The organism is Micromonospora sp. MP36, assembly GCF_008119785.1.
Classification (GTDB): Bacteria; Actinomycetota; Actinomycetes; order Mycobacteriales; family Micromonosporaceae; genus Micromonospora.
The window spans coordinates 176,445-202,816 of sequence record NZ_VSFA01000003.1 but is presented as its reverse complement, the minus strand read 5'-3'; the positions used below and the strand labels follow the sequence as shown (position 1 = coordinate 202,816).

Annotated in this window: 20 protein-coding genes and 1 riboswitch; of the genes, 12 read left to right on the top strand and 8 right to left on the bottom strand. The window is 74.1% G+C overall.

Annotated elements, in window-relative coordinates; all coding sequences use genetic code 11:
* Positions 1-63: 63 nt before the first annotated feature.
* Positions 64-699: an alpha-ketoglutarate-dependent dioxygenase AlkB gene (locus FXF52_RS05980; RefSeq protein ID WP_148794240.1), complete on the bottom strand. Its 636-nt coding sequence runs from the start codon at positions 697-699 to the stop codon at positions 64-66.
* 305 nt (positions 700-1,004) lie between these two features.
* Between FXF52_RS05980 and FXF52_RS05975 the strand changes: the two genes are divergently transcribed.
* The 5 genes from FXF52_RS05975 (at position 1,005) to FXF52_RS05955 (ending at position 6,122) form a co-directional block, all read left to right on the top strand.
* Positions 1,005-2,180: an acyltransferase gene (locus tag FXF52_RS05975; RefSeq protein ID WP_148794239.1), complete on the top strand. Its 1,176-nt coding sequence runs from the start codon at positions 1,005-1,007 to the stop codon at positions 2,178-2,180.
* A gap of 124 nt (positions 2,181-2,304) precedes the next feature.
* Complete coding sequence (locus tag FXF52_RS05970) at positions 2,305-2,856, top strand: hypothetical protein (protein WP_148794238.1); 552 nt, start codon at positions 2,305-2,307, stop codon at positions 2,854-2,856.
* A 147-nt stretch (positions 2,857-3,003) separates the two neighbouring features.
* Positions 3,004-3,789: a hypothetical protein gene (locus FXF52_RS05965; protein WP_148794237.1), complete on the top strand. Its 786-nt coding sequence runs from the start codon at positions 3,004-3,006 to the stop codon at positions 3,787-3,789.
* Positions 3,790-4,079: 290 nt separating this feature from the next.
* Positions 4,080-4,221, top strand: a riboswitch (cyclic di-AMP (ydaO/yuaA leader).
* 211 nt (positions 4,222-4,432) lie between these two features.
* Positions 4,433-5,266 (top strand): C39 family peptidase, encoded by an 834-nt coding sequence (locus FXF52_RS05960; protein ID WP_148794236.1) that lies wholly within the window; start codon positions 4,433-4,435, stop codon positions 5,264-5,266.
* A gap of 103 nt (positions 5,267-5,369) precedes the next feature.
* Complete coding sequence (locus FXF52_RS05955; protein WP_148794235.1) at positions 5,370-6,122, top strand: alpha/beta fold hydrolase; 753 nt, start codon at positions 5,370-5,372, stop codon at positions 6,120-6,122.
* Between the two features lie 6 nt (positions 6,123-6,128).
* Here the strand turns inward: FXF52_RS05955 and FXF52_RS05950 are convergent, their stop codons facing one another.
* The 4 genes from FXF52_RS05950 to FXF52_RS05935 all read right to left on the bottom strand — a co-directional run bounded on the left by FXF52_RS05950 (position 6,129) and on the right by FXF52_RS05935 (position 11,249).
* Entirely contained in the window at positions 6,129-7,844 is a 1,716-nt protein-coding gene (locus FXF52_RS05950) for a CDP-glycerol glycerophosphotransferase family protein (protein ID WP_148794234.1), read from the bottom strand.
* Between the two features lie 2 nt (positions 7,845-7,846).
* A complete protein-coding gene (locus FXF52_RS05945) occupies positions 7,847-9,370 on the bottom strand; it encodes a bifunctional cytidylyltransferase/SDR family oxidoreductase (RefSeq protein WP_148794233.1) in 1,524 nt (507 codons plus the stop codon).
* A gap of 171 nt (positions 9,371-9,541) precedes the next feature.
* Positions 9,542-10,357 carry an ABC transporter ATP-binding protein gene (locus tag FXF52_RS05940; RefSeq protein ID WP_148794232.1) on the bottom strand — a complete coding sequence of 272 codons (816 nt, stop codon included), beginning with the start codon at positions 10,355-10,357 and terminating at the stop codon, positions 9,542-9,544.
* Positions 10,350-11,249, bottom strand: coding sequence for an ABC transporter permease (locus FXF52_RS05935; RefSeq protein ID WP_148794231.1), 900 nt, complete (start codon positions 11,247-11,249; stop codon positions 10,350-10,352). Before FXF52_RS05935 ends, FXF52_RS05940 begins: the two co-directional genes overlap by 8 nt.
* A gap of 150 nt (positions 11,250-11,399) precedes the next feature.
* On the opposite strand from FXF52_RS05935, the gene FXF52_RS05930 reads away from it, so the two are divergent.
* From FXF52_RS05930 to FXF52_RS05915, 4 genes are all read left to right on the top strand, one after another.
* Positions 11,400-12,050 (top strand): TetR/AcrR family transcriptional regulator, encoded by a 651-nt coding sequence (locus tag FXF52_RS05930; RefSeq protein WP_148794230.1) that lies wholly within the window; start codon positions 11,400-11,402, stop codon positions 12,048-12,050.
* A gap of 100 nt (positions 12,051-12,150) precedes the next feature.
* Complete coding sequence (locus FXF52_RS05925; RefSeq protein WP_148794229.1) at positions 12,151-13,260, top strand: DegT/DnrJ/EryC1/StrS aminotransferase family protein; 1,110 nt, start codon at positions 12,151-12,153, stop codon at positions 13,258-13,260.
* Positions 13,257-14,294: a Gfo/Idh/MocA family protein gene (locus FXF52_RS05920; RefSeq protein ID WP_148794228.1), complete on the top strand. Its 1,038-nt coding sequence runs from the start codon at positions 13,257-13,259 to the stop codon at positions 14,292-14,294. Before FXF52_RS05925 ends, FXF52_RS05920 begins: the two co-directional genes overlap by 4 nt.
* 31 nt (positions 14,295-14,325) lie before the next feature.
* Positions 14,326-15,924 (top strand): glycosyltransferase family 4 protein, encoded by a 1,599-nt coding sequence (locus FXF52_RS05915; RefSeq protein ID WP_148794227.1) that lies wholly within the window; start codon positions 14,326-14,328, stop codon positions 15,922-15,924.
* A gap of 103 nt (positions 15,925-16,027) precedes the next feature.
* Here the strand turns inward: FXF52_RS05915 and FXF52_RS43815 are convergent, their stop codons facing one another.
* From FXF52_RS43815 to wecB, 3 genes are read right to left on the bottom strand one after another with little or no spacing between them, the layout of a single operon-like run.
* Positions 16,028-18,163, bottom strand: a complete 2,136-nt coding sequence (locus tag FXF52_RS43815) for a glycosyltransferase (RefSeq protein WP_148794226.1) — start codon at positions 18,161-18,163, stop codon at positions 16,028-16,030.
* The gene (locus FXF52_RS05905) at positions 18,160-19,587 is read right to left on the bottom strand and encodes a glycosyltransferase (RefSeq protein WP_222870430.1); all 1,428 of its coding nucleotides are present in this window, start codon (positions 19,585-19,587) and stop codon (positions 18,160-18,162) included. Before FXF52_RS05905 ends, FXF52_RS43815 begins: the two co-directional genes overlap by 4 nt.
* Positions 19,588-19,638: 51 nt before the next feature.
* Positions 19,639-20,727, bottom strand: coding sequence for a non-hydrolyzing UDP-N-acetylglucosamine 2-epimerase (gene wecB / locus FXF52_RS05900; RefSeq protein ID WP_148794361.1), 1,089 nt, complete (start codon positions 20,725-20,727; stop codon positions 19,639-19,641).
* 242 nt (positions 20,728-20,969) lie between these two features.
* On the opposite strand from wecB, the gene FXF52_RS05895 reads away from it, so the two are divergent.
* The 3 genes from FXF52_RS05895 to FXF52_RS05885 all read left to right on the top strand — a co-directional run bounded on the left by FXF52_RS05895 (position 20,970) and on the right by FXF52_RS05885 (position 26,216).
* A complete protein-coding gene (locus tag FXF52_RS05895) occupies positions 20,970-22,511 on the top strand; it encodes a glycosyltransferase family 4 protein (RefSeq protein ID WP_148794359.1) in 1,542 nt (513 codons plus the stop codon).
* A 61-nt stretch (positions 22,512-22,572) separates the two neighbouring features.
* Positions 22,573-24,009 carry a glycosyltransferase gene (locus tag FXF52_RS05890; protein ID WP_255471757.1) on the top strand — a complete coding sequence of 479 codons (1,437 nt, stop codon included), beginning with the start codon at positions 22,573-22,575 and terminating at the stop codon, positions 24,007-24,009.
* Positions 24,006-26,216: a glycosyltransferase family 4 protein gene (locus FXF52_RS05885; RefSeq protein WP_255471756.1), complete on the top strand. Its 2,211-nt coding sequence runs from the start codon at positions 24,006-24,008 to the stop codon at positions 26,214-26,216. Before FXF52_RS05890 ends, FXF52_RS05885 begins: the two co-directional genes overlap by 4 nt.
* Positions 26,217-26,372 lie beyond the last annotated feature (156 nt).

Here is a 26,372-nt window from a genome sequence, read left to right as displayed (position 1 = left end):
ACGAACGTTCGCCGAGGGCGGCCGATCCGCCCGGTGGCGTCCGGCGGCGCGGCCGGGCGGCCGTCAGGCCACGCCGGCGGGGCGGAACTGGACGCTGACCCGGGGGCCGACCGGGCGGGCGGTCTTCGGGATGGCGTGCTCCCAGGTGCGCTGGCACGACCCGCCCATCACCACCAGGTCACCGTGGCCGAGCGGGAAGCGCAGGCTCGCGCCGCCACCCCGGGGCCGCAGCAGCAGCGGGCGCGGCGAGCCGAAGGACACGATGGCCACCAGGGTGTCGCTGTGCGCCGAGCGGCCCAGGGTGTCGCCGTGCCAGGCCACACTGTCCCGGCCGTCCCGGTAGAGGCACATGCCGGCGGTGACGAAGGGCTCGCCCAACTCGGCCGCGTAGTGCCGGGTCAGCGCTTCGCGTGCCGCGGTGAGCACCGGATGGGGCAGCGGCCGGCCGGCGGCGTACCAGCAGAGCAGGCGGGGGACGTCGACCTCGCTTTCGTACATGGTGCGGCGCTCGGCCCGCCACGGCACGTCGCGTAGCAACGTGTCGAGCACCCCGTCGGAGCCCCGCACCCAGCCCGGCAGGTGGTCGACCCAGGCTCCGCGGCTCAGCTCGTGCCGGCGCAACCGGCCGGCGAGCGGGCCCAGGGTCGGCCCCTGCTCGGCGAAGTCGAGCATCGAGGGCTGGTACGCGACGTCGGACACGCCGCCGATCCTACCTCCTTCTCGAACAGACGTACGACGACGCGATGCGCGACGCCGGAGCGTCCCGATGACCGGGCGACACGCGACGCCGGAGGGCGCCGATGACGGGGCGACACGCGAGGTCGGAGCGTCCCGATGGCCGGGCGGCGCCACGGCGCGGGCGGCGGTCCGGGGCGCCGGCGGGTAGGGTGCCCGGCGGCGGCGTCGCGGTGGAGCGCCGCCCCGGGTGGTCCCGGTGCCACCCGTCGCCGACGCCCGAGGAGGGGACGCGTGCTGGTGATCCTGCTGACGGTCGGGCTGCCGGCATGACCAGCGCGCCGACCATCGTCCGCGCCGTCCGGCTGCCGTCGCTGACCGGGTTGCGCTGGATCGCCGCCCTGCTGGTCTTCGGCTTCCACGCCGGGACCATGCGGATCGTCGCCGAGCCCGACTACAAGGCCGTGGTGGACTGGCTCTTCGCGCTCGGCCTATCCGGTGTGGAGTTCTTCTTCATTCTCAGTGGATTCGTGCTGGTCTGGTCCTACCGGGACGGTGAGCCCCGGCGTACCTTCCTGCGCCGCCGGCTGGCCAAGATCTACCCGAACCACCTGGTCACGTTCGTGGCGGCGCTGCTGGTCGCGTTCTGGTTCGCCGATCCGGTCGCCCCCTGGGCCGCGCTGGGCAACCTCACCCTGACCCAGGCGTGGAACCCCACCCCCGGCTACTTCTACAGCGTCAACACGGTCAGCTGGTCGCTCTCCTGCGAGCTCGCCTTCTATCTGTGCCTGCCGTGGGTGCTGCCGGCGCTGCGCCGCACCCGCCCGGGCGTGCTCTGGGCGGTGGTGGTCGCCGCACCGCTGCTCATCCTGGCCCTGTGGCCCGGCCAGCGCCTGGTGCCCGAGGAGAGCCGCTGGTGGTTCGCCCAGATCTTCCCGGTGGTGCGGTCGCTGGAGTTCTGGATGGGCGTGGCGGCGGCCGAGCTGATGCGCCGGGGCCGCTGGCGGGGTCCCGGGCTGACCCCGGCCACCGTGCTCTTCGTCGCCACCTGGGTGGTCGCCGCGCAGTGGGTCCGCGCGGAGCTCTGGGCGGCCCTGCTCGCGGTGGCGTACCTCCTGGTCATCACCGCCGCGGCCGACGCCGACGTGCGCGGGCGGCGCACCCCGTGGCGGTCCCGACCGATGGTCTGGCTCGGTGAGGTCTCGTTCGCGTTCTACCTGGTGCACGTGCTGGTGATGCAGACAGTGCTGCGCCTGACCGGGCACTGGGGCGAGGGGCTGCGCGGCTGGTGGGGCCCGCTCGCGGTGCTCGGTTTCCTGCTGGTCAACCTGCTGCTCGCCGCAGCCCTGCACCGCTGGGTGGAGATGCCGCTGATGCGCCGGCTGGGACCGCGCCGCCGGGACCGTCCGCCGGCCGCCCCCGCCGTGGCGCCCGGCGAGCCGGTCGAGGTCCGCGTCCCGCGGCCCAGGTCGATCGAGTACGCCGGGCGGCGCGACCCGCACTGAACGGGCCACAGCCGATCGGCGGCGCCCGCTGGCCCTGTCCACCCTGGCCGGTGCGCAAGTCCACCGGCGGTGCGACACGCCCGGCGATGGTGCGATACGGCCGTTTCGGCGGTAATTTGGGCACGTGCTTCCGATCGCGCTCACCTGTCCCGTGTGGTGGGTGGCGCGCTGGACGGCGCGGATGCTGGCCAGCCTGGCCGTGGTCGTCGCCTGCTCGCTCGGCGCCGCCACGTTGCCCCTCGGCCCGGCCGCGACGGCGCACGCGGCTTCCCCCACGGTCGCCGTCGACCGCGCGGCCCTCGACGCCGGGCAGCTCGGCGACGTCCGGTCCACCGGGGTCGACCGGACCCTCCGGGCGCTGATCCGCTGGTCCGACCGGGCCGCCCACGCGGTCGCCCGGGCCGGCGCGGGATCGTCCGGTCCCGCCGCGCGGATCGGGACCGGATCGCCCGAGGCGGCCGGGTGGACGGCGTCCGGCTCCGCCGAGGCCGACAGCGCCGTGGCGGCGGGTCCGGTGGCAACGCGGGCGGCCGCCGCCGGCGACCGGCAGGTCGGCCCGGTCGACGTCCTGGACCCGATGGTCCGGGGTGTTGTGGTCGCCCCTTCCGACCGGCACCGCGTCCTGGTCGGGCTGGTCCCGGCGACCGTCGGCTCCCGGGCCCCGCCCGCCCGCTGACGAGCCCGGCGGGTCCGCCCGCCCACGCCGTACCACCGAACCTCACCCCGCACCCGCCCGGCGGCCCGGCGGCAGCCGTGACCGGTCGCGCCCCGCCCCGCCGGCCGTGCGGACCTCTCCACCACATCGTTCCGTTAGGTGCCGACCTTGAAGCAGACCGTTCTCCATCACTTCCTGACCGAGATTCCCGCGGCCGCCGCCATCTGGTCGGCCCTGCTCGTGCTCGCCATGGCCGTGCTCGCCGCCCTGGTCGCCCGGCCGGAGCGGGACACCCCGCCGGATCCCGTCCCCGACCCGGCCGCCGAGGAGGCGGCCCGCCGCGCCGACCTGCGCCGCTACGCCGAGGAGGTGGCGGTGGCCGCCGCCGGGGCCGCGCAGACCGCCCGCCGGTGGCGCGAGCAGTGGCTGACCGCGCACGACGAGCTCGACCGGGCCTGGCGGGCGTACGACGAGGCCGAGGCGGCCGCCCGGCGGTTGGCGGGGGCCACGGTGCTGCGCGCGCCGCGGACGCCCCGGACGCCGGCCGAGTACGCGGCCCGGGAGCGGTGGCTGCACCACGCCGCCATGACGGCGCACTGGCGGGGCGACCTGACCGCCCGGCAACTCGCCGACGTCCTCGCCGGCCGCAACGGGTGGGATCCGCGCCGGCACCCGGCCGAGCAGGAGATCGTCCTGGCCCGGGCGGTACGCGAGGGCCGGCGGGCCCACTGGCGGGCGGTCGCCGAGCGGGAGCGGCGGGCCTGGCGGGACGCCGAGCTGGCCGCCGAGGCGGCGCGGGTGCTGGCCGTGGAGGCGTACGCGGCCGCCGAGGCGGTCCGGCCCGAGGCGGTTCCGGTACGCCCCGCCGAGGCGGTGACCCAGACCCTCGCCCCGGTGGCGGCCGGCGCCGCCGGGGTGCCCGCCGCGCGGTGGCGGCCGGCGCGGGTCGGCTGAATCGTTATCCGATTTGGGTGAGCCCGGTCACGGCGACCGGGAAAACGGTCATCCGGATCAGGCCGGGCGATCGAGCCCCGCAATTCCCCTGCGATCGGCGCCCGGATGTCCGAAAGTGGCCCCTACGGTTCCCGCTAAAACGGTCGTCCCATTGAGTCACGTCAGTGACCGGCTGTTCCGGTCTCGGTAACGATGGTTGACGTTTACGCAGTTGGGAGCGCTTGGCAGGCCGGGTGCCCACCGGTAGTGTCAGCGCGTCCGGCGCGGTTTCCGATCGCAAGTGGCGACGCCGTGCCGACCCGCTCAATCGTGATCTCACGAACCGGGGACCCAGTGCAACACCGGGGTGAATCCGCGAGCCGACGCCCGCGGTAGGGCCTACTTCCCGCCCGAATCCGTCAGCTAACCCGGTAGGCGGCCACGGAAGGAGTTCCAACCTCGTGCGAACCACCCCCCGATCCTCCCCCCGCCTCCACGGCGCCACGGTGCCGGCGCTCGCCTGACCGGCGAGTTCCGGTAACCGACCCCCGCAGCCCGGCCCGCCGGGCGCTCTTTTCCCGCGGCCACCCGCCCCAGCAACGCGCGTGAGCTCCTCCGCGCGTCGGGGCGACGTGTGCCGCTCCGGCCCCCCGTGGAGGAACACGTGAAGCACCACCTGAAGCGTCAGCTGCGGCGCCTCGCGAGCGAGCGCCCGTACCAGATCGTCGCCGGCTCCGCCGCGGCCCTCGTGCTGGCCGGCGGCGCCAGCGCGGCCCTGGCCAACACCAACGACGCGCCCGTCCGGCAGGAGACCACCGCCGCCGTCGCCGAACTGGCCCCGCGCCTCGGTGACGTCGCCACCCGGAGCGAAGCCCGGGTCGCCGCCCCGTCCCCGACCGCTTCGCCCAGCGCGTCACCCTCGGCGAAGCCCAGCTCTGCCAAGCCGGACCCGGACGTCACGAAGACCGCGAAGGCGAAGCCGAAGCCGCCGTCGACCAAGGTCCTCGACTACTCCTACGAGGCGCAGACCGCCTACTGGAACTGCGGCCCCGCCGCGGTGCGGAACGCGCTCAGCGCGAGCGGCGTCGAGACCACCCAGGACGCGATGGTCGCCCCGCTGAACGCCGGCGTGAACGGCACCAACTCCGCCGAGGACACCACCCGCGGGCTCAACCAGATGGTCAAGGGCAGCCCGTACCGGACCCACATGATCCCCGGCCAGGCCGCGACCCCGGCGCAGATGGACCAGCTCCAGGCCGACGTGGTCAAGGCGATCACCGACGGCCGTGGCGTGGTGGTCAACATCGCCGGCTCCGCCACCGACACCGACGGCGGCTGGCACTCGTTCCCCGGCGGCCACTACATCGCCGTGATCGGCTACAAGGACGACGGCCGGACCGTGCGCATCGCCGACTCGGCGAACCCGGCGCTGCCCGAGTACTGGATCACCACCATCGATCTGGCGAACTGGGCGGGCACCCGCGGCTACTCCGCCTGATCCCACCCCGGCACATCGGGCACCGGCTCCTTTCGCCGGTGCCCGACGTCGTATCCGGGTCCGGTCTCGCGCCTGGTGTCCGTCCGGTGGCACACTGCGCCGTATGGGTGACGAGACGGGTACCCGCCATCTGCTGCTGCTGCACGGCATGGGCGCCACCGGTGAGGTGTGGCTGCCCTGGGCGCCGCTGCTGGAGCGCCGCTGGGCGGGGCGCTGGCTGGCGCCCGACCTGGCCGGCCACGGCTGGTCGCCGCCGCTGCCGGCGTACTCCTTCGAGGCCCTCGCGGGGCGGGTGCTGGCCGGGCTCGGTCCGGTCGCCGAGCGGCTCGGCCCCCGGGACCGGCTGGTGGTGCTCGGGCACTCGCTCGGCGGGGTGGTGGCGCTGGCGCTGGCCGCGCGGGAGCGGCAGCTCCCGATCGACGGAGTGGTCGGGCTCGGCCTCAAGGTCGCCTGGTCCCCGGCCGAGCTGACCAAGGCCCGCGAGCTGGCCGAGCGGCCGGTGACCTGGTTCGCCAGCCGGGACGAGGCGGCCCGCCGCTACCTACGGGTGGCCGGGCTGACCGGGCTGTTCGCCCCGGACCACCCGGTCGTGGACGCCGGACTGCGCCGCGAGGACGGCCGCTGGCGGCTGGCCATGGACCCGGCCGCGTTCGCGGTGGGGGAGCCGCAGCTGCCCGCCCTGCTCGCCGCCACCGACGTGCCGGTGCTGCTGGCCCGGGGCGAGCAGGACCCGATGGTGAGCGACGCGCAGCTCAAGGAGCTGGGCGTGCCGGTGATGACGCTGCCGGGGCTGGGCCACAACGCGCACGTCGAGGACCCGGAGGCCGTGCTCGCCCTCCTCGACGCGTACCACTGACCGCCGTCAGGCGGTGGGTGACAGCGGCGAGCCGTCCGGCGCGACCGGGTCGGCGGCGCGGGGGGCCGGCGCGGTCCAGCCCGGTTCGAGCTGCCGGCGGGCGGCGTCGAGGAACGCCTCCGCGTACGAGTCGGCGGGGAAGTCGCCCAGGTAGCGGGTGCGGGTGGCCCAGCGCGCGGCGGCCTTCGGGTCGGTGTCGAGCAGCTCGGTCAGCACCTCGTCCACGTTGGACATGTCCCGGCGCAGCACGTAGCCGGAGCCGGCCAGGGGGAACCGCGCGACGAACTCGTCGCCGTCGGCGCCCATGTCGGTCACCGCGTACGGCTTGCCGGAGTAGAGGTAGTCGGAGATCACCCCGGAGACGTCCGAGACCAGCGCGTCGGAGCGGTTGACGCAGTCGGTCAGGGTCAGCTCGCGGGTGGCCGCCGCGCCCCACACGTGCTCCCGGCCGGTCTTCGCCTTGTCTGCGGCGAGCAGCTCGGTGAGCCGGGCCAGCTGCCGCGCCGAGGCCGGGTTCTGCGCGGTGTACGGGTGGTGCCGCAGGATCACCGTGGCGCCCCGGTCCAGCAGCCGGCGGAGCACCGTCTCGGCCACCGGCAGGGAGCAGTAGTTCGCGTCGGCGTGGTGTCCCGTCCAGGTGGGGGTGTAGAGCACCGTCGGGTTGGTCAGGCCGCGGGCCGGCTCCCGGCGTACCTCGATCGCCTCCACCTGGGGACGGCCGACCACCACGAACTTCTCGGCGGGGATCTCCACGCCGGCCCGCGCGTACCGCTCGATCGCCGCCTGCCCGGCCACGAAGATCCGGTCGAAGATCGCCGACACCGGGTTGGCGCTGGGCGCCTTGTCGCTGTCCCCGTGGTGCAGCTGCACGTGGGTCAGGTGGGAGAACCGGATGCAGTGGCTGTTCTTCGCGCCGTGGTTGACGTAGAACGCCGCCCGCAGGCTGGGCACCAGCGCCTCGTCCATGGCCTTGAGGGTCGGGCAGAAGACCACCGGCGCGCGGGTCGCGGCGGCGATCGTCGGCAGGAACTCCGGCTCCCGCAGCATGACCAGGAACGGCCGGCCGATCCGTTCCAGATAGGGCAGCCACATGGTGACCTGGTATTCCGACCCAGGCGGGGCGGAGAAGTGGAGCACGAACTCGGGCTGGTGGCGGCGCAGCGCCCGGCCCACCGGGCCGCCCCCGGCCGGCGGCCGGAACCGCCGGCGGGCCAGGTCCAGCCCGACCGCGCCGCACCCGACGCCGACGAGCAGAGCGGCGACCAGCGCCAGCCAGGCCGGGAGGGCCAGGCCGGCGGCCACCGCCACCACGGCGAGCAGCACCAGCAGCGCGTCACCGAGCCGCGCGGCCACCAGCGGCGTCCAGGTGCGGACCGGCAGGTTGGCGGCGCGGATCTCCAGCGCCCCCGCCTCGCGCAGCGGCCCGACCAGCAGCACCAGGCCGAGCAGCACCAGCGCGGTGGCGGCCAGCGCCGGCTCGAAGCCGGCGTCGAGCCGGCGGGCGTAGCCGACCAGGATCCCGGCGGCGACCAGCACCGACTCGGCGACGCCGTCGGCGGTGGGTCGTACCCGGCGCTCCCATGCGGCGGCGGCCAGGGCGGCGACCGCGATCGCCAGCCCCCAGCCGGTCGCCCCGGTGAGCGCCACGACGAGGAACGCCAGCACCGCCAGCCCGGTGGTCAGTGCCCGGGCGAGCAGCTTCCGGACCAGGTCACCACGCATCGCTACCACCCCGTCCCGCTGGTCGCCCGGCCCGGCGTCGGCGCCGGGTGCGGGTCCGGCTGGGCCGGCACCACGGCGACCTGCTCGCCGGCCGCCGCTGGCTCGCCCGGCGCCCGGCGGACGTCGATGACCTGGCCGGTCAGGTCGGAGATGAGCACGTCGAGGGAGGCCTGCGCGACCGCCTCGGCGGAGAGCAGGGTGTGCTCCGGCTCCTCGCCGAACGCCCTGGTACGCATCGGCGTGGCGGTGCGCTCCGGGTTGACGCAGTTGACCCGTACGCCGAACTCGGCCCACTCGTCGGCGAGCGCCTGGGTCAGGTTGACCAGGGCGGCCTTGGTGGCGGAGTAGAGCGCGTACCGCGCCCGGCCCCGGGTGTAGGAGCTGGAGGTGTAGAGCAGCAGCTGGCCCTTGGTCTGCTGGAGGTACGGCAGGGACTGCCGGGCGATGGTGACCGGGCCGACGAAGTTGACCTGCAGGAGCCGGTCCATCGTCGCCTCGTCCATCTCGGCGAGGGCGCCCTTCTCCAGGATCCCGGCGGTGACCACCACGTGGTCGATCCGGCCGGTCGCCTCGAAGGCGATGGTCAGCGCGGCCGCCACGTCCTCGGCGCGCTCCACGTGGGTGCCGGTGGTGGAGCGGCTGAACGGGAAGACCTGGGCACCGTAGCGGCGGGCCAGCTCGGTCAGCTCGTGGCCGATGCCGTAGCTGCCGCCGAAGACCACCACGGTCCGGCCGGTCAGCTCCTCGGTGTAGCTGCGGTGGTCGGTCACCCGGGGCGTCTGCGCGGCGGCGAGCTGGAAGAGCTTGTCCGCCAGGTGCACGTCGACCGGGTGGGTGACCTTGATGTTCTCGTCCGAGCCGTCGATCACCTTGATCGGCGTGCCGGGCAGGTAGCGCAGCACCACGCCGCAGTCGTCGGTGGCGGCGAAGTCCGGGTCACCCGCGGCCCGCCGGTACGCCTCCCGGATGGTGCCGGACCGGAACGCCTGCGGGGTCTGGCCCCGGCGCAGCGCGGCGCGGACCGGGATGTCGGTGATGCAGTCGTGCTCGTCCACCTGGATGATCGTGTCGGCGGACGGGATGGCCACGTCGACCGCCGAGTAGGTCCAGAGGGCGTTCACGCACTCGCGGATGATCCGGCCGCTGACCAGCGGTCGCACCGCGTCGTGGAAGAGGATGTTGCAGTCCTCGGGGCCGATCACGTCCAGGGCCAGCCGGGTGGTGGCGTTGCGCGTGTCGCCGCCCTCGCCGATGAAGGTGACCTTGCGGAAGCCGGCCTGTTCGACGATGCGTTCGGCGTCGTGGACGTGGCCGGCCGCCATCAGCACGATGATCTGGTCGATCTCCGGCGCGGCCTCGAAGACCGCGAGGGTGTGCTCGATGATGGGCTTGCCGGCGACCTTGAGCAGCTGCTTGGGAATGCCCAGGCCGAGCCGGGTGCCCGTGCCGCCGGCCAGGATCACCGCCACGGTCCGGCTGGGGCGCCAGGGGGCGGGGGCCGGCGCCGTGGCCGGATGCTGGGTCATGCGGTCCTCACCGTTGTCACCAATGTTGCTCAAGGGTTCACCGAGCCGGGCTTGCGGGAGTCGTCGCGCGGATCCGCCGAGCGCTCGGGTCGTACGACCATAGCTCCCGGCCCGGCCCGAACGACGCGGGACGGGCACCCCGGCCGATACGTCGGGGTGCCCGTTTCCGCACTACTTGCCGCTCGTGAACGCCTCGTACTGCGCGATCACGTCGGCGGTCGGCCCGTCGGCCCGCATCACGCCCGACTCCAGCCAGATCGTCCGCTCGCAGGTCTCCTGGATGGTGCTGAGCTGGTGGCTGACCAGGAAGACGGTGCCGGCGCTCTCGCGCAGCTCGCGAACCCGCTGCTCGCTGCGCCGGCGGAACTTCCGGTCACCGGTGGCGAGGGCCTCGTCGATGAGCAGCACGTCGTGGTCCTTCGCCGAGGAGATCGCGAAGCGCAGCCGGGCCGACATGCCGGAGGAGTACGTCCGCATCGGCAGCGAGCCGAAGTCGCCGCGCTCGTTGATGCCGGAGAACTCGATGACCTCAGGCGTCCGCTGCTTCACCACCTCGGGCGAGAAGCCCATCGCCAGCAGGCCCAGCGCCACGTTCCGCTCGCCGGTGAGGTCGTTGAGCAGGGCCGCGTTGACGCCGAGCAGGGCGGGCTGGCCCTGGGCGTAGACGGCGCCCCGGGTCACCGGCAGCAGGCCGGCGATCGCCCGCAGCAGGGTGGACTTGCCCGAGCCGTTGCTGCCGATGAGGCCGATCGCCTCGCCCCGGTAGGCGGTGAAGGTCACGCCCTTGACGGCGTGCACCTCCCGCACGGTGGGGGCGGGCATCCGGGTCAGGATCCGCTTCAGGGCGCTCACCGGCGTGTTGGTGTTGGCCGAGCCGGCGCCGTGCACCCGGTAGATCACGTGGGCGTCGTCGACGATCACCGTGGGGATGCGCCGCCCGTCGGCCGTCGTCTTCGCGTGCTGGGGGAGGGTGGTGGTCTCAGCCACGGCCGTACTCCGTTTCTCCGCGCCAGAAGTAGAGGTAGCCGCCGACGCCGATCACAGCGGACCAGATGGCCGCCATGACCCAGAGCCGGGGTGCCGACGAGCTCAGCGGGGCGTTCTCCATGAGCGCGTGCCGGACGAGCTCGATGTAGATCAGCAGCGGGTTGGCGTGCACGATCTCGATCGCGATCGGGTTGTGGATGTTCTGGGCGAACTTGTCCACGCTGTAGAGCACGCCGGAGCCGTACATCCAGGTCCGCATGATGAACGGCATCAGGTTCTTGATGTCGACGATCTTGGCGCCGACCCGCGCGAGTCCCAGCGCCAGGCCGGCGTTGAAGATCGACTGCAGGATCACCGCGGGCACCACGAGCAGCCACTCCAGGGTGATCGGCTCGCCGGTCACCAGCACGATGCCGACCAGGACCACCATGGCGGTGACCAGGTGCTGCAGCTGGATCAGGGTGGCCGCCAGCGGCATGGTCGCCCGGGGGAAGTGCATCGCCCGGATCATGCCCAGGTTGCCGCTGATCGACGACACCCCGGTGGAGACCGCGGCCGAGGTGAAGGTGAAGACGAACAGGCCGATGCAGAGATACCCGATGAAGTTGCTGACGCCGCCGCGGGTGTTGAGGATCACACCGAAGATCAGGAAGTAGACCGCCGCGTTGGTCAGCGGGGTCAGCACCTGCCACAGCCGGCCGAGCCGGGCCGTGCTGAACGACGCCACCACCTTGGCGTTCGCGTACGCCGCGATGAAGTGTCGGTAGGACCACAGCTGCCGCGTGTACGCGGCCAGAGAGGGGCGGGCCCCGGCGAACGTCAGGCCGTAACGCTCGGCGAGCTGCCTCTGCGTCAGTCCTGCGTCGGGGTCGGCCACCGCCGTGTTGGCCATGGGTAGGCGCTCCGATCTTTCGGTGTGCGGGATGAGCGCGACAACGGAAGGTGGGGCGCGAAGCCGTCGCCCCGCCCGCTCGCTGGACGCAAGGTAGTCCATGGGTACGTCGCGACGCAACCGTTCCGTCGCTGCGCTACATTGTTCCACGTGGCGACCGAGAAGAGGCGTGCTCCGGCCGGCGCGGCGGTGCTCCGAGACGACATCACCAGCGCGATCCGGGACGCCGTCATGCACGAACTCGCCGTCGTAGGCTACGCACGGCTGTCGATCGAGGCGGTGGCCCGGCGCGCCGGGGTGAGCAAGGCGGCCGTCTATCGCCGCTGGAGTTCCAAGCTCGACCTGGTCCTGGAGATCGTCGGGTCGGTGGCCGGCCAGCGCCTGCTGCTGCCGGACACCGGCAGCCTCACCGGCGACCTCGAGGTGGTCTACCTGATCATGTCGCGCGCCCTGCGCCACCCGCTGGCGTCCCAGATCATCCCGGACCTGCTCGCCGAGGCCGCCCGCAACCCGCAGATCGGGCAGACCCTGCAGGAGGTGCTGCGCAACAACCAGCAGGCGCTCGGGGAGCGGCTGATCGGACTCGCCGTGACGCGGGGCGAGCTGACCGCGATCGACCCGGTCGCCGCCACCGACCTGATCGTCGGCCCGCTCTACTGGCGGCTGGCCATCGCGCGGGTGCCGCTGGACCCCGCCGAGATCCCCCGGCTCGCCGCGGCCGTCGCCGGCGCCCTCCAGGCCGCCTGCCAGACGCCCCTGTCGAGCCAGGACGAGGGGCAGTTGGTTGCCCAGCAGCAGTGACGCACCCGCCCCACACGTCCCACCCGTACCGCCCATCCCACCCGAATCCGTACCGGTTAGCATCGCGGCCGGACGAGCTCCAACCGACAGGAGGAAGCCCATGTCTGGGCCCAATGCAGAGTTCATCCCCCCAGCCAGGCCGGTGATCGGCGAGGCCGAGATCGAGGCGGCTGTGCGGGTCCTGCGCAGCGGGATGGTCGTCCAAGGCCCTGAGGTGGCGGCCTTCGAGCAGGAATTCGGCGACCTCGTCGCCGGCCGCCACTGCGTGGCGGTCAACTCCGGCACCTCCGCCCTGCAGTTGACCCTCATGGCCCTCGGCTTCGGCCCGGGCGACGAGATCATCGTGCCCTCGTTCTCGTTCGCCGCGAGCGCCAACGCCGTCCGCCTGGTCGGCGCCACGCCGGTCTTCGTGGACATCGAGCCCGGCAGCTTCTGCATCGACCCGGCCGCCGTCGAGGCGGCCGTCGGGCCCCGCACGGTCGCGATCATGCCCGTCCACCTGTACGGCCACCCGGCCGCCATGGACCGGATCATGCCGATCGCGGAGCGGCACGGCCTGGCCGTGGTCGAGGACGCGGCCCAGGCGCACGGGGCCAGCCTCGGTGGCACCCCGGTGGGCGCCTTCGGCACCGCCGGCTGCTTCAGCTTCTACCCGACGAAGAACATGCACAGCCTCGAGGGCGGCATGATCACCACCGCCGACGCCGGCGTCGCCCGCACACTGCGGCTGCTGCGCAACCAGGGCATGGAGCAGCGGTACGCCAACGAGATCGTGGGCGCCAACATGCGGATGACGGACGTGGCGGCGGCGATCGGCCGGGTGCAGCTGCGCCAGCTCCCGGAGTGGACCGCCCAGCGCCAGGCGAACGCCAAGTTCCTCGACTCGAAGATCACCGGCATGGTGACCCCGCCGGTCGCCGACGCCGCGGTGCACGTCTACCACCAGTACACGGTCCGGGTCCGGGGTGACCGGGACGCGGCCCAGAAGCGCCTCACCGAGCTGGGCATCGGCAACGCCGTCTACTACCCGACCCCGATCCACCGGCTGAAGCCGTACCTCACCGAGGACGGCCAGCCCGGCCCGTGGGACCTGCCGGAGACCGAGCGGGCCGCCGCCGAGGTGGTCTCGCTGCCGGTGCACCCGTCGCTGAGCGCGGCCGACCTGGAGCGGATCGCCGAGGGCGCGAACCTCGCCGGGGGCGCCCGATGAGCCGCGGCAAGCAGCTGCGCGCCGGCCTGATCGGCCTGGGCGCGATGGGGCGCAACCACGCCCGGGTGCTCTCCGGCCTGGACGGAGTCGAGCTGGTCGGCATCGTCGACCCCGCCGGTGACCCGACCGGGCAGCTCCGCGCGCCGGTGCTGCCCACGCTGGAGGACCTGCTCGCCCTCGGCATCGACTACGCGGTCGTGGCCTGCCCCACCGCGCTGCACGAGCCGATCGGCGTGGAGCTGGCCCGCAACGGGGTCAGCGCCCTGATCGAGAAGCCGCTGGCGCAGTCGGTGGAGGCGTCGGTCCGCCTGGTCGAGGCGTTCGAGACGGCCGGCCTGGTCGCCGGCGTGGGCCACATCGAGCGCTACAACCCCTCGCTGCAGAACCTGCGGGTGCGCCTGGAGGCCGGTGAGCTGGGCGAGGTGTACCAGGTGGTCACCCGGCGGCAGGGCCCGTTCCCGCACCGCATCGCCGACGTCGGCGTGGTCATGGACCTGGCGACCCACGACATCGACCTCACCGGCTGGGTGACGGGGCGGGAATACACCTCGGTGTCGGCCCGCACGGTGTCCCGCAGCGGCCGGCTGCACGAGGACATGGTGGCCGCGGTCGGGCAGCTCACCGACGGCACCATGGTCAGCCACCTGGTGAACTGGCTGAGCCCGCTCAAGGAGCGGTCCACCGTCATCACCGGCGACCGGGGCTGCTTCGTCGCGGACACGCTCACCGCCGACCTCACCTTCTACGCCAACGCGGCCATCGACATGGAGTGGGAGGCGCTGCGGACCTTCCGCGGTGTCGCGACCGGCGACATGATCCGGTACGCGATCCCGAAGCGGGAGCCGCTGCTGGTCGAGCACGAGCGCTTCCGCGACGCGGTCGAGGGCAAGGAGAGCGACATCGTCACCCTGCGGCAGGGACTGCGGACCGTGCAGGTCGCCGCCGCACTGCTGGAGTCCGCGTCGGCCGGGGTGACCGTCTCGGTCGCGCCGTCCGACAGCGGCGACCCGCTGCCGTCCGCCGTCGCGTCCTGACGGCCGGCGGCACGAGGAGACAGGGCACCTGATGGAAGCCGGTAGCACGCCGCGCCCGACCCGGGGCCGCGTCGTCATGCTCGTCGACAATGGCGTGCAGGGCGACTCGCGGGTCCAGAAGACGGCCCGTTCGGCAGCGGAGGCCGGGTGGGACGTCGTGCTGCTCGGCATCCTCAGCAACGGTGCCCAGGAGAACTGGTCGATCGGGGACGCGCGGGTCCGGCTGATCCGCGTGCCCCGGTCGCTCGGCCAGCACCCCAGCCAGTTCCACCGCTCGCTGCGCCGGCCGCTGGCGTACCCGCCCGGGCGGCACGGCGGCTACCGGATCCAGCGGATGAAGGCGTGGCAGGCGGCGATCGAGGAACGGCGGGTGGCCCTCGCGGTCGCCCGCCGCACCGGCTCTGCCTCGCTCACCCAGCGCCTCGGCGGTCTGCTCGCCCCGCCGGCCTCGCTGGCCGCCAGGGCGCTCGGCCGCTGGGCCAAGTTCCGCGGCGGCGAGCTGCACCGCCTACGGCTGCGCCAGCAGGACCCCGACAACCTGATCACCCGCACGTCGATCCGGTTCTGGCAGACGCTGCTCGGCCCGCGCAGCTGGCGCCGGCTGGACCGCGGGCTGTGGGACTACGAGTTGGCGTTCGGCCCGGTCATCGACCAGCTGGCGCCGGACATCATCCACGCCAACGACTTCCGCATGATCGGCGTGGGTGCCCGGGCGGCCCGGCGGGCCCGGGCGCGCGGGCTCGGCACCAAGCTGGTCTGGGACGCGCACGAATTCGTCGGCGGGGTGCTCGGCCGCGCCGACAACCCCCGCTGGCTGCCCGCCCAGGTCGCCCACGTGGAGGAGTACATCGGCGCGGCGGACGCCGTCATCACCGTCTCGGCGACCCTGGCCGAGCTGCTCCAGCGCACGCACCGGCTCCCGGTCCGCCCCGACGTGGTGCTCAACGCCCCGCCCCGGCCGGTCACCGGCGTACCCGACGACGGCGGCACGGACGTCCGCGACGCGTGCGGCATCGACGCGGCGACGCCGCTGCTGGTCTACTGCGGCGGGGTGAACCCGTCCCGGGGCGTCGAGTTGATGATCGACGCGTTGCCGCAGCTGGAGAAGCTGCACGTCGCCCTGGTCACCCTGCACCCCACGGCGAGCAACGCGGCCTCCGAGGCGTTGCGGGCCCGGGCGGTGGAGCTCGGCGTCGCCGACCGGGTGCACCTGCTGCCGTACGTGCCGCACTGGCGGGTGCCGGCCTTCCTGGCCAGCGCCGACGCCGGCGTCATCCCGATCCACCACAAGCCCAACCACGAGCTGGCGCTGATCACGAAGTTCCTCGAGTACTCCCACGCCCGGCTGCCGATCGTGGTGAGCGATGTCCGCACGATGGCCGACACGGTCCGGGAGACCGGCCAGGGCGAGGTCTTCCGCGCCGAGGACGTCGCGGACTACCTCCGCGCGGTGCGGGCGGTGCTCGCCGACCCGGCCCGCTACCGGGCCGCGTACGACCGCCCCGGCCTGCTGGACGGGTGGACCTGGGAGGCACAGGCCGAGGTGCTGGAAGGCGTCTACCGCCGGCTCCGGCCCGACCTGGCCCCGCCGGCCGCGGCGCCCACCGGGGCGGCGGTCGCCGCGGGCTGACCCGCACCGGCACGGGCACCTCTCGTGCCGCCGGTCGCCCCACCACTGCCAGACGACCTCGGCCGGCCCGCGTGATCCGGGCCGGCCGAGGTAGTTCGTACGCCTATGCCTGGCGACCCGGCAGGAACAGCTCGTCGAAGTCGTGCCGGACCACGCTCCAGTCCCAGGTCTTCGTCGCGTGCCCGGCCGCGGCGGCGCCCTCCGCCCGCCAGACGTCCTCGGTGGCGGTCGCCGCCCGGATCCGCTCCGCCGCCTCCGCCGGAGTGCCGACCACCCAGTCGGCGGGGAACAGCGTCCGGGCACTGGCCTCCCGCCCGGCGAAGAACGGCCAGTCCCGCGCCACCGGGACCGCGCCGCTGGCCGCGCCCTCGACCAGGGCGCAGTGGAAGCTCTCCCGCACCGAGCTGCTGAGAATGACCCCGATCCCGCTGAGCACCCCGGGCACGTCGTCGGTGTGCCCGATCCGGGTCACCGCGCCGGACGGTTCCAGCTCGGCCAGGTCCGCCGTCAACTCGGCCTGGTACTGGCGGACGGACTCGCTCGCCTTCGGGTCAAGGCCGCCACCGACCAGCACCAGCCGGTACCGTTCGTCGTCCGCCCGCAGCCGGCGGAGCACCTCGATCGCCCAGCGCGGGTCCTTGGCCACCGCGCTGGTGCCGATCAGACCGAGCGTGAACCGGGCGGACGGCTCCTTCGGGCGGTCGTACCGCCGCAGGTCCATGGCGTTCGGGATGACGTGCAGTCGGGGAGCCTGCTCCCCGGTGAGCGCCGGCACCACCTCGCAGGTCAGGTCCCGGAGGTGGTCCGAGACGAAGACCAGGTCGTCCACCCGGGAGAAGTCGATCAGGTGGGGCCAGAAGCTGAACGCCTCGAAGCTGTGCAGCCGCATGACCACCCGGGTGTCGCCGGGGTCGACCAGGGTGGTCATCCCGGCGGCGGCGACGCACCAGTCGACGAAGAGGGTGTCCGCCCAGTCCAGATGCGGCCGCAGCCACTCCTCGACCCGGTTGCCGTACTCGCTCCGGCCGGCGACGAGATGCTCGACGATGCCGGCCGGGTTGTGGGTCAGCGGCGCCGCGACCGGATCGTCGGCCAGGTGCAGGTAACGCAGCTCGACGCCGGGCGCCTCGGCGTACCGCTCCTTGATCTCCCGCAGGAAGTGGGCGTTGCCGTTGGTCATGATGAGCAGGCGCAGCGGCCGGTCCGCCGGGGGTGCGGCCGCCGGCGTCGCCCGACCGCGCGGGGTGGCCATCGCCCGGGCGGTCGCGCTGGCCCGCAGCGGGGCCAGGAACTCGGCCGGCCGCTCGGCCAGCGGTGAGCTGAGCTGGTCGAAATGCGGCACCCGGTGGAACAGCAACCGCATGGCCTTGTACAACGACTTCGCCGCCCGGGCCTGCTGGCGGGGGAGGAACTCGTCGGCGAGCGCGAGTTCGGCCGTGACCGCCTCGGTCAGGCAGACCGGGACGCGACCCAGGTCGAGCTCGGCGCTGGCCTCCCGGGTCAGCAGGTCGGCCCGGCTCTTGCGGCCGCCGATCCGGCCGGTCGCGGCGGCGGTCGTCGCCGCCGCGAGGCGGGGGGCGTCCGCCTGCACCGACCGCAGGTGCACCCGGTACGCGAGGGCCACCCGCACCCGTTCCGGCAGACCGGGGGCGGCCACCGCCGAGCGCCACAGCCGACCGCCGACGCGGCTGCGCAGCACCGCCGGCGCCATCGCCGCCTCCAGCGACTCCCGGGCCCCGGTCACCGCCGCGCGCCGCGCCCCGCGTACCACGATGCCGGCCCGGGCGGACAGCCGCTCCGACGCCCGCCGGGCGACCCGGTGCGTCCCCTCGTGGCGGGCCCGGACGATCCGCCCGGCCGCCCCGATCCCGTTGCAGGCGTCCGCCCGCGGCTGCCGCTGAGCCATCTCCCACACCGCGTGCACGGCCGTCGAATCGAGCGCGACCAGCACGTCGGCCGTCCGCACCCAGCGGCGGGTCCACGGATCGGCCCAGGCCCGGACCCAGAGGGCGCGGGACGGCTGGGTGATCCGGGCCAGGGCCCGGCGCAGCCGGGGGTCCGCCGGCTCGGCCGCGAGCGTGCGGACCTCGGCGAGACCGGGCTCCAGGGCCAGCGCGTCCGCGTCGACGTCGCCGACGATGCCGACCGAGGCGCCCTGCGCGCGGAACCGACGCAACGCCTCGACCAGCACGGACTTCTGCTGTGGCCGCTCACCGGCCACGATGAGCACCTTCGTCATGCCTGTCCGCCTTCGCTGGAGGTGCCGTCACTGCCCGGGCCGGTCGCCGCTCCGGTGACCATCGCGGTCGCCTCGGCGACCGCGGGGGCGAGCTGCGCGCCGCGGGCGAACCGGCGGGCGTGCGCCTGCGCGGCGGCCCGCTGCTCGTCGGTCGCCTCGACGGCGAGCCGCGCCGCCGCCGTGAACGAGTCCGCGAGCCGGCGCGGGTCCAGCCCCACCGCTCCGGTCCACAGGGGATGGCCGGCGAGGACGGTGGCGGCGTCATGGTCGACCTCGTGCGCCGACACCACCGGCAGCCCGCTGGCGGCGTACTCGTAGACCTTGCCGGAGGTGACGAAGCGGCCACCCACCAGCATCAGCACCAGCGCGTCCCAGCGGCCGTAGGCGGCGGCGACCTCCGCCTTGGCCAGCGGCCCGCCGAACTCCACGCCGTCGCCCGCGGCGGCGCGCAACAGCTCCATGTGCGCGTTCGCCTCGCGCAGCGCGCCCGCGCCGATGTGCCCGCGCACCTCGAACCGGCTCCGGGCGAGCAGCGGGTCCTCGCGGCGCGCCATGCGCCAGGCGGTGAGCACCGAGTCGAGCAGCGCGGGCGCGAAGTTGATCGACCCGAGGTAGCCGAAGGTCAGCCCCGCCTCCGGATCGGGGCGGTGCGGGGTCGCCGGCACGCAGTCCTCGTCGTAACCGTTGCGCACCACCCGCACCCGGTCGCGCAGCGCCGGGTAGCGCTCGCGGTAGAAGTCGGCGATCGGCTCGTTGACGCACCACACCGCCCGCGCCTCGGCGAGCACCTTCTCCTCCCAGCGGCCCGCCGCGGAGTCCTTGGTGAAGGCCGCCCCGCCGCCGATCACATCCACCGACCAGCCGTCGCGGAAGTCCACCACGTACGGCACCCGGTACTCCTGCCACAGCCGCCAGGTCGCGGCCAGGTTGACGTACGGGGCGCAGGTGGTCATGAGCAGGTCCGCCGCGTGCTCCTGGTGGACGCGCAGCACCGCCCTCTCCAACTCCGGCCGCCAGCCACCGAAGACCGGCTCAGGGAAGATCCGCAGCTCCTGCCGGCGCTGCTGCTCAATCCACCGCTGCGGGTGCAGCGAGCGGGCCTCGGAGAACGCCCTGATGTCGGTCTCCAGGTCCGTCCGCGCCAGCGGCAGCCGCTCGATGACGATGCGCGGGTCGACGCCCTCGGAGAGGGTGTGGTCGAGCCCGTACTCCCGCTCCCAGGACTCGTCCGCGATGGTGATCACCGTGACGTCCCAGCCCGCCGCGGCGAACTGGTTGGCGGTCTCGCGCATCCGGTAGGCGGAACTCTTGGCCGCCGGCGGAAAGCCGATGGCCAGGTAGATGACGTGTGGCCGGGCGCCCCGGCGGGGACGGCGGCGGCCGGCCCGGGTCAGGGCCGCGAGGGGGGAAAGTCTGCTCTGCATCGTGCTGCTGGCGATCTCTTCCGGCAGGGATTGAGGGGTGTCGTGCGTGGGTCAGGCGAGGGCGTCGGCCAGGACCTCCACCACGCGGTGGGCGGCCCGCCCGTCGCCGAACGGCTCGCCGCGGGGAGCGGTCGGGGCCGGTCGGGTCAGCGTCGCCGCCAGGGCCGCCGTCCCCAACTGGTGGGGGTCGGGCACGAGGCGGTTCCAGTCGCCGTCGAGGGTCTCCGGCCACTCGGTCTGCGGGCGCAGGGTGGTGCACGGCCGGCCCAGGAGGTATGCCTCCTTCTGCAGCCCGCCGGAGTCGGTGACCACGCCCACCGAGCCGAGCACCGCGGCCACCATGCCCGCGTACGGCAGGGGGCGGCCGACCCGCAGCGCGCCCCGGTCCAGCTTCACGCCGTGCTCGTCGGCCCGGGCCGTCAGCCGGGGGTGGGCGAGCAGCGCCACCGGCACCGGCAGGGCCGCCAGCGCGTCGACCAGGGCGGCGAGCCGCTCGGGGTCGTCGGTGTTCTCCGCCCGGTGCAGGGTGGCGACCAGGTACGGCTCGGTGGGGTCGATCCCGGCCGGCAGCGCGGGTGCCGGCTGCGCGCCGGCTAGCACGGTGTCCCGCACGGTGAAGCAGACGTCGACCATGACGTCGCCGACCAGCACCGACCGGCCCGCCAGGCCCTCGGTGGCGAGGTGCCGCATGGCCTCCTCGGTGGGCGCCAGCAGCAGGTCGGCGGCGTGGTCGGTGAGCACCCGGTTGTGCTCCTCCGGCATCCGCCGGTTGAACGAGCGCAGCCCGGCCTCCAGGTGCGCCACCCGCAGGTGCTGCTTCACCGCGGACAGCGCCCCGGCCAGGGTCGAGTTGGTGTCGCCGTAGACCAGCACCCAGTCGGGCCGTTCGGCCGCCAGGACCGGGTCGAGGGCGGCGAGCGCCTGCCCGGTCTGCACCCCGTGGCTGCCCGAGCCGATCCCGAGGTGGACATCGGGCGCCGGGATGCCCAGACCGGTGAAGAACACGTCGGACAGGTCGGCGTCGTAGTGCTGGCCGGTGTGCACGATGACGTGCCGATGCGCCGTGCCGGCGAAGGCGGCGGCGATCGGTGCCAGCTTGACCAGCTGGGGTCGGGCGCCGACGATGCTGACGACCTTCACGTGGCGGTACTCCAAGTCCTGCAGGCCGGCGCGGGCCGATGTCGTGCCGCGGGTCCGGGCCCCGACGCGCGGGCCGGCGCTGATCATGCGCTGCGGCTACCTTGCAACAGGGAGTCTAGCCAGTCCGGGACAGTGACTACCGTAGACTCGCCAGGCCCCCGCAGGGGCGGGAGACGACGGGGAGGGACACGGGCCGGATGATGTCCACAGGTGCCGACGGCGCCCGGCGCGGACGAATCGTGATGCTGGTGGACAACGGCGTCACCGGTGACTCCCGGGTCCAGAAGTCCGCCCGCTCCGCCGCCGCGGCGGGCTGGGAGGTGATCCTCCTCGGCCGGTCGCCGTCCGGGCTCCCCGAGACCTGGCACCTGGGGGAGGCCGAGGTCCGGCTGCTGCCCGTGCCGGCCACCCTGGCCAAGCACCGGCACGAGTACCGCCGCCGCTGGTTGCGCGCGCCGCTGGCGTACCCGCCGGGTGGCCTGGCCGCCCACCGCAAGCAGTGGGTCCGCGCCTGGCGGGCCGACCTGCGCCTGCGCGCGGCCCGCTCCGGCGCCTCGTCCCGGCTGCGGGCGGAGGAGAAGGCGGCCGGGCTGCTGGAGCGCTGGGTCGACTTCCGCGCGGCCCAGCAGAAGCGCTCGCCGCGGACCCTGCACGGGCCCTGGGACCGGACGTACACGGCGTTCTGGCAGCGGCTGATGGGCGACCGGGCGTGGCGGCGGCTGGCCCCGGGCCTATGGGACTGGGAGCTGGCGTTCGGGCCGCTGATCGACCGGCTGAAGCCGGACCTGATCCACGCCAACGACTTCCGGATGCTCGGGGTCGGGGCCCGCGCCAAGATCCGCGCCCGGGCCCGGGGACGCGACATCAAGCTGGTCTGGGACGCCCACGAGTTCCTGCCCGGCGTCCGGCCGGTCGCGCACAACGCCCGGTGGCTGCCGGCGCACGCCGCCCACGAGCGGGAGTACGCCCCGTACGCGGACGCGGTGCTGACTGTCTCGGACTCGCTGGCCGAGCTGCTGCGCGCCACGCACCGCCTGCCCGAGCTGCCGACGGTGGTGCTGAACGCCCCAGAGGCGCAGCCCGACCGGCCGACCGACGACGGCGAACCGCTGGACCTGCGCGCCCGGTGCGGGCTCGGGCCGGCGGCGCCGCTGGTGGTCTACAGCGGGGCCGCGGCCGAGCAGCGCGGGCTGGGCACGATGGTCGAGGCGCTGCCCCAGCTCGACGGCGTGCACGCCGCGTTCGTCGTCAACAGGCCGGACGGGGACTACGTCCAGGGGCTGCTCACCCGGGCCGCGGAGCTCGGGGTGGCCGACCGGGTGCACGTGCTGCCGTACGTGCCGCACTGGCAGGTCGCGCCCTTCCTGGCCGGCGCCGACGTCGGGGTGATCCCGATCCACCACTGGCCCAACCACGAGATCGCGCTGATCACGAAGTTCTTCGAGTATTCGCATGCCCGACTGCCGCTGGTCGTCAGCGACGTGAAGACTATGGCGGCGACGGTGCGCTCGACGGGCCAGGGCGAGGTGTTCCGGGCGGAGGACGTGGCCGACTACGTCCGTGCCGTTCGTCACGTGCTGGCCGATCCGCAGCGCTACCGGGCGGCGTACGAGCAGCCCGGGCTGCTGGCCGGCTGGACGTGGGAGGCGCAGGCGCGGGTGCTGGACGACCTGTACTCCCGGCTCCTGCCGGCCGCGCCCGCCGGCCCCGCCGGCCCTGCCGCCGAGGCGGGTACGGCCGATGTGCGGCACCATGGAAGGACGGGGAGCACCCTTTCCGCCTGAGCTTCGCCGACCGCCGGCCCGGTGCCCGCCGTGGCCACGACACCCGACCGAAGAAAGCGCGATGCGACGAGACGTGAAGTCCACCGGCCCCACCGACGCGAGCGGGGCCGACTGGTCGACAGGATCCGCCGACAACGACAGCAGCTCCATCACCGGGCCGCAGGAGACCGCGCAGCGGGAGGGTCGGCGGCCCCGCCTGCTCTACCTCGCGTTCTTCTTCCCGCCGAGCCGGGGCAGCGGGGTGTTCCGGGCCCGGGCCACGGCCAACCACTACGCCGAGGCCGGCTGGGACGTGACCGTCATCACCGCGCCCCGGGAGTTCTTCAGCTACTACCTCGACGGCGGCAGCGACGAGACCCTGGAGGCGACGGTCGACCCCCGGGTACGCGTCGAGCGGCCCCCGATGAACACCTACCACTGGGAGACGGACGTCCGCCGGTTCAGCCGGCTGCGCAAGGCCATGCCCGTGGTGGCCGACCGGTTCTACCGGCGGATGCAGCGGTGGTTCCTGCCGGAGCACTACATCGGGTGGATCCCCGGGCTGTTGAGCCGGGCGTTCAAGCTGCACACCCGCCGCCGCTTCGACCTGGTCATCGCCACCGGCAACCCGTTCGTGTCGTTCGCCGCGGCCTGGTTCCTGGGCAAGACATGGCGGGTGCCCTACGCGGTCGACTACCGGGACGCCTGGACCTTCAACCAGTTCACCGAGCAGGTCCGGTTCGGCCCCGGCACGCGTACCGCCTCCTGGGAATCCCGCATCGTGCGGGACGCGGCCGAGGTCGTGTTCGTCAACGACGGCATGCGGCAGTGGTACGCCGATCAGTACCCCTTCGCCGCAGACCGGATGACCGTGGTGCCAAACGGCTGGGAGCCGGAGTTCGTCGGTCGTCCCGAGTTCCAGCCACCGGCGCCGGATCGTCCGCTGCGCTTCGGCTACCTCGGCACCGTGACCCCGTACCTGCCGCTCGACGAGCTCTTCGAGGGGTGGCGCCTGGCGCGCAAGGATCCGGTGCTGGCCGACGCCGAACTGCACGTGCACGGCCATCTGGGCTTCTTCGCCCAGACCGCCGAGGAGTTGCGCGAGCGGTTGGCCGCCCACGAGGACGCCGGGGTCCACTACCGCGGCTCGTTCGGCAAGGCCGACGTGCCGCGGGTGTACGGGGAGACCGACGCGCTGGTCTTCTGCGTCCCCGGCGCGAAGTACGTCACCTCGGGCAAGGTGTTCGAGTACATGGCCTCGGGCAAGCCGATCGTGTCGGTGCACCGGCCGGACATCGCCGCGTCCGAGGTGCTGGAGGGCTACCCGCTCTGGTTCGCCGGTGACCGGCTCGACGCGGAGACCGTGGCCGAGTCGTTCGTGGCCGCGGCCAAGGCGGCCCGCGAGCTGGACCCGTCCCGGCACGCCGCCGCCCAGGCCCACGCCGAGAAGTACACCCGGACCGCGACCCTGCAGCCGTGGGAGGCCCGGATGCGCGCGCTGGTGGAGGAGTCCCGTTGAGTGCGAATGCCCATAAGGTCGTCTTCCTGGCGCTGGGCCCGCACCGGGTCCGGGCCGCCGAGCGGCACGTGGCGCAGCTGACCGCCGACGGTGCGCGGGTCGAGCTCGTCGCGCCCGACCTGCCCGAGTGGCGCGACGTCGACGTGCCGCAGGACGTGGGGGTCCACCGCGTCGACGCCCCCGACCCGCGCGCCGCGACGCGTGCCGCCCGGCGGCTGCTGCGCGACCGCAGCGGCCCGCTGCATGACGCCGACCTGCTCGTGATCGGCGACCCGTACGCCTTCCCGGCGGCCTGGGACGCTGTCGCGCGGCGGCCGGACCTCGCCGTCGCCCTCGAACCGACGGCGGACCCGGCCCGCCGCCCCGCCCCCGCCGACCTGGCCGTCGTCACGCCCTGGTACCCGTCGGCCAACAACCCGCTGGCCGGCGCCTTCGTCCCGCCCACCATCGGCGCGGTGCGGGCCGACCACCCCCGGATCTCGGTGTTGCACACCGAGGACTGGCCCTACCGCTACGACGCGCCGAACGTCGAGGCGATCTCCGTCGCGGCCGACCGGCTGGCGGCCCGCGTCGGCCCGGTCATCGAGGACACGGCGGCGGGGGAGGTCACCCGGGTTCCGGTGCCCATCTCGTCCAAGCGCGACTACGCCGCCTGGGCCCTCGGCCACGTCGAGGCCATCCGCCGGACCCTGCCGACGGGGCGGATCGAGGCCCCGCTCGTGCACGCCCACACGGGCATCTACGGCGGGGTGGTCGCCCAGCGGCTGGCCCGGCCCGACGCCCGGATCATCGTCACCGAGCACGCCAGCTTCCTCTACAACATCTTCAAGCAGCCCGCCGCGCGCCGGCTCTACGAGGAGGCGCTGCACCGGGCCGACGTGTTCCTGTGCGTCAGCCAGCACCTGCGCAACGAGATCCGCGACCAGTTCCCGCACCACGCCCACAAGCTCCGCGTCATCCCGAACGCGATCGACTTCAGCGACTTCACGCCGCGGCCGAAGCCGCCCCGGGACCTGCTGCGCTGGCTGTACGTCGGCCGGCTGAGCACCCAGAAGGGCGTCGACCGGGTGCTCGCCGCGTTCCTCGCGATCGCGGCCGAGGAGCCGGCGGCCACGCTGACGCTGGTCGGCACCGGTCCGCTGGTCGACCAGATCCGCGCTGAACTGGCCCGCAGCCCGTACGGGGACCGGGTGGACCTCCGCCCGGCGGTGCCGCCGGCCGAGGTGCCCGAGCTGATGCGCACGCACGACCTGCTGGTGCACGCCAGCCCGGCGGAGACCTTCGGGATGACCGTGGTCGAGGCGGTGGCGTGCGGCACCCCCGTGCTGGTGGCCGAGAGCCTCGGCCCACAGGAGACGCTGGGCGGGCTGAACGGACGCGCCGGCCTGCTGGTCGAGATCAGCGAGGACCCGGCGGTGCTGGTCGAGGGCTACCGGGAACTCCGCAAGCGGATCGACGAGCTGGACCTGCCGGCCGCGAGGGCCAGCCTGGTCGAGCGGTACGGGCGGGATGCGGTGGCGGCCCGGCTCCGCGAGGTGTACGCGGCCCCCGAGCCCGCCCCGATCGAGGTGACCACGCCGGCCGCCCCGGCGCAGGTGGCCGCGCCGGCCGCCGCCGAGGTCGCGCCGTCCGGCCAGGACGACCCGGACGCGCCGCGGGTGGTGCTGGTGGCGATCAGCCCGCCGCAGTTCAAGGTCGTCCGGCAGTACGTCCGGCGCCTCATCGAGCGCGGCTACGCCGTCGACGTGATCACCAACGACCCGCTGCAGTGGCGCCGCTCGGAGGTCGACAAGCGGGTCCGCCTGCTGCGCCTGGACACCGCGGAGCGCAAGCGGCCGGTGCTCTGGACCGAGCAGCTGTTCGTCTACCGGGCGCCGGGGAAGGCCCTCGCGGTGGCCCGTAAGCGGGCTCGCGGGAAGGACGCGCTCTGGCCGGAGCTGGTCGTGTCCCGGCTCGAACGCGGCCACGCCTCGGCCGCGCGCTGGTTCCACACCTCGGTCTTCTACCCCGGCTACCGGGTGGTCCGCTCCCAGGTGCTGTGGCGGATCGTGCGCCGGGACGTGCTGCCGAAGCTGGACCTGGCGCGGACCGAACGGGTGGTGGTGGCCGGCGTCTTCGGCGTGTCGATCGGGTGGCAGCTGGGCCGCCTGCGACCCGACCTCACAGTCACCACGTCCCTTGTGCCGCCGGAGCCGGTGTCGCCCTGAGCGCCGCCCGACCCTCACCGGACAGGCCGGCCGGCGGGGTCGAATCATCCGCAAACCGGGCAAGGTGAGGTGGCGGCAGATCGGGGCGAGCCTCGCGTAGACTCGCGACGGCTCGCCGGCCGGTTACGGCGTGTCAGGTCGACGGCCCCGGTCGGC

Bases quoted from the DNA above. Each gene is read 5' to 3' on its own strand.
- FXF52_RS05905 (WP_222870430.1), bottom strand. From the start codon at position 19,587: ATGCAGAGCAGACTTTCCCCCCTCGCGGCCCTGACCCGGGCCGGCCGC.
- FXF52_RS05975 (WP_148794239.1), top strand. From the start codon at position 1,005: ATGACCAGCGCGCCGACCATCGTCCGCGCCGTCCGGCTGCCGTCGCTG.
- FXF52_RS05945 (WP_148794233.1), bottom strand. From the start codon at position 9,370: ATGACCCAGCATCCGGCCACGGCGCCGGCCCCCGCCCCCTGGCGCCCC.
- FXF52_RS05935 (WP_148794231.1), bottom strand. From the start codon at position 11,249: ATGGCCAACACGGCGGTGGCCGACCCCGACGCAGGACTGACGCAGAGG.
- FXF52_RS05890 (WP_255471757.1), top strand. From the start codon at position 22,573: ATGCGACGAGACGTGAAGTCCACCGGCCCCACCGACGCGAGCGGGGCC.
- FXF52_RS05920 (WP_148794228.1), top strand. From the start codon at position 13,257: ATGAGCCGCGGCAAGCAGCTGCGCGCCGGCCTGATCGGCCTGGGCGCG.
- FXF52_RS05915 (WP_148794227.1), top strand. From the start codon at position 14,326: ATGGAAGCCGGTAGCACGCCGCGCCCGACCCGGGGCCGCGTCGTCATG.
- FXF52_RS05925 (WP_148794229.1), top strand. From the start codon at position 12,151: ATGTCTGGGCCCAATGCAGAGTTCATCCCCCCAGCCAGGCCGGTGATC.
- FXF52_RS43815 (WP_148794226.1), bottom strand. From the start codon at position 18,163: ATGACGAAGGTGCTCATCGTGGCCGGTGAGCGGCCACAGCAGAAGTCC.
- FXF52_RS05895 (WP_148794359.1), top strand. From the start codon at position 20,970: ATGCTGGTGGACAACGGCGTCACCGGTGACTCCCGGGTCCAGAAGTCC.
- FXF52_RS05950 (WP_148794234.1), bottom strand. From the start codon at position 7,844: ATGCGTGGTGACCTGGTCCGGAAGCTGCTCGCCCGGGCACTGACCACC.
- FXF52_RS05955 (WP_148794235.1), top strand. From the start codon at position 5,370: ATGGGTGACGAGACGGGTACCCGCCATCTGCTGCTGCTGCACGGCATG.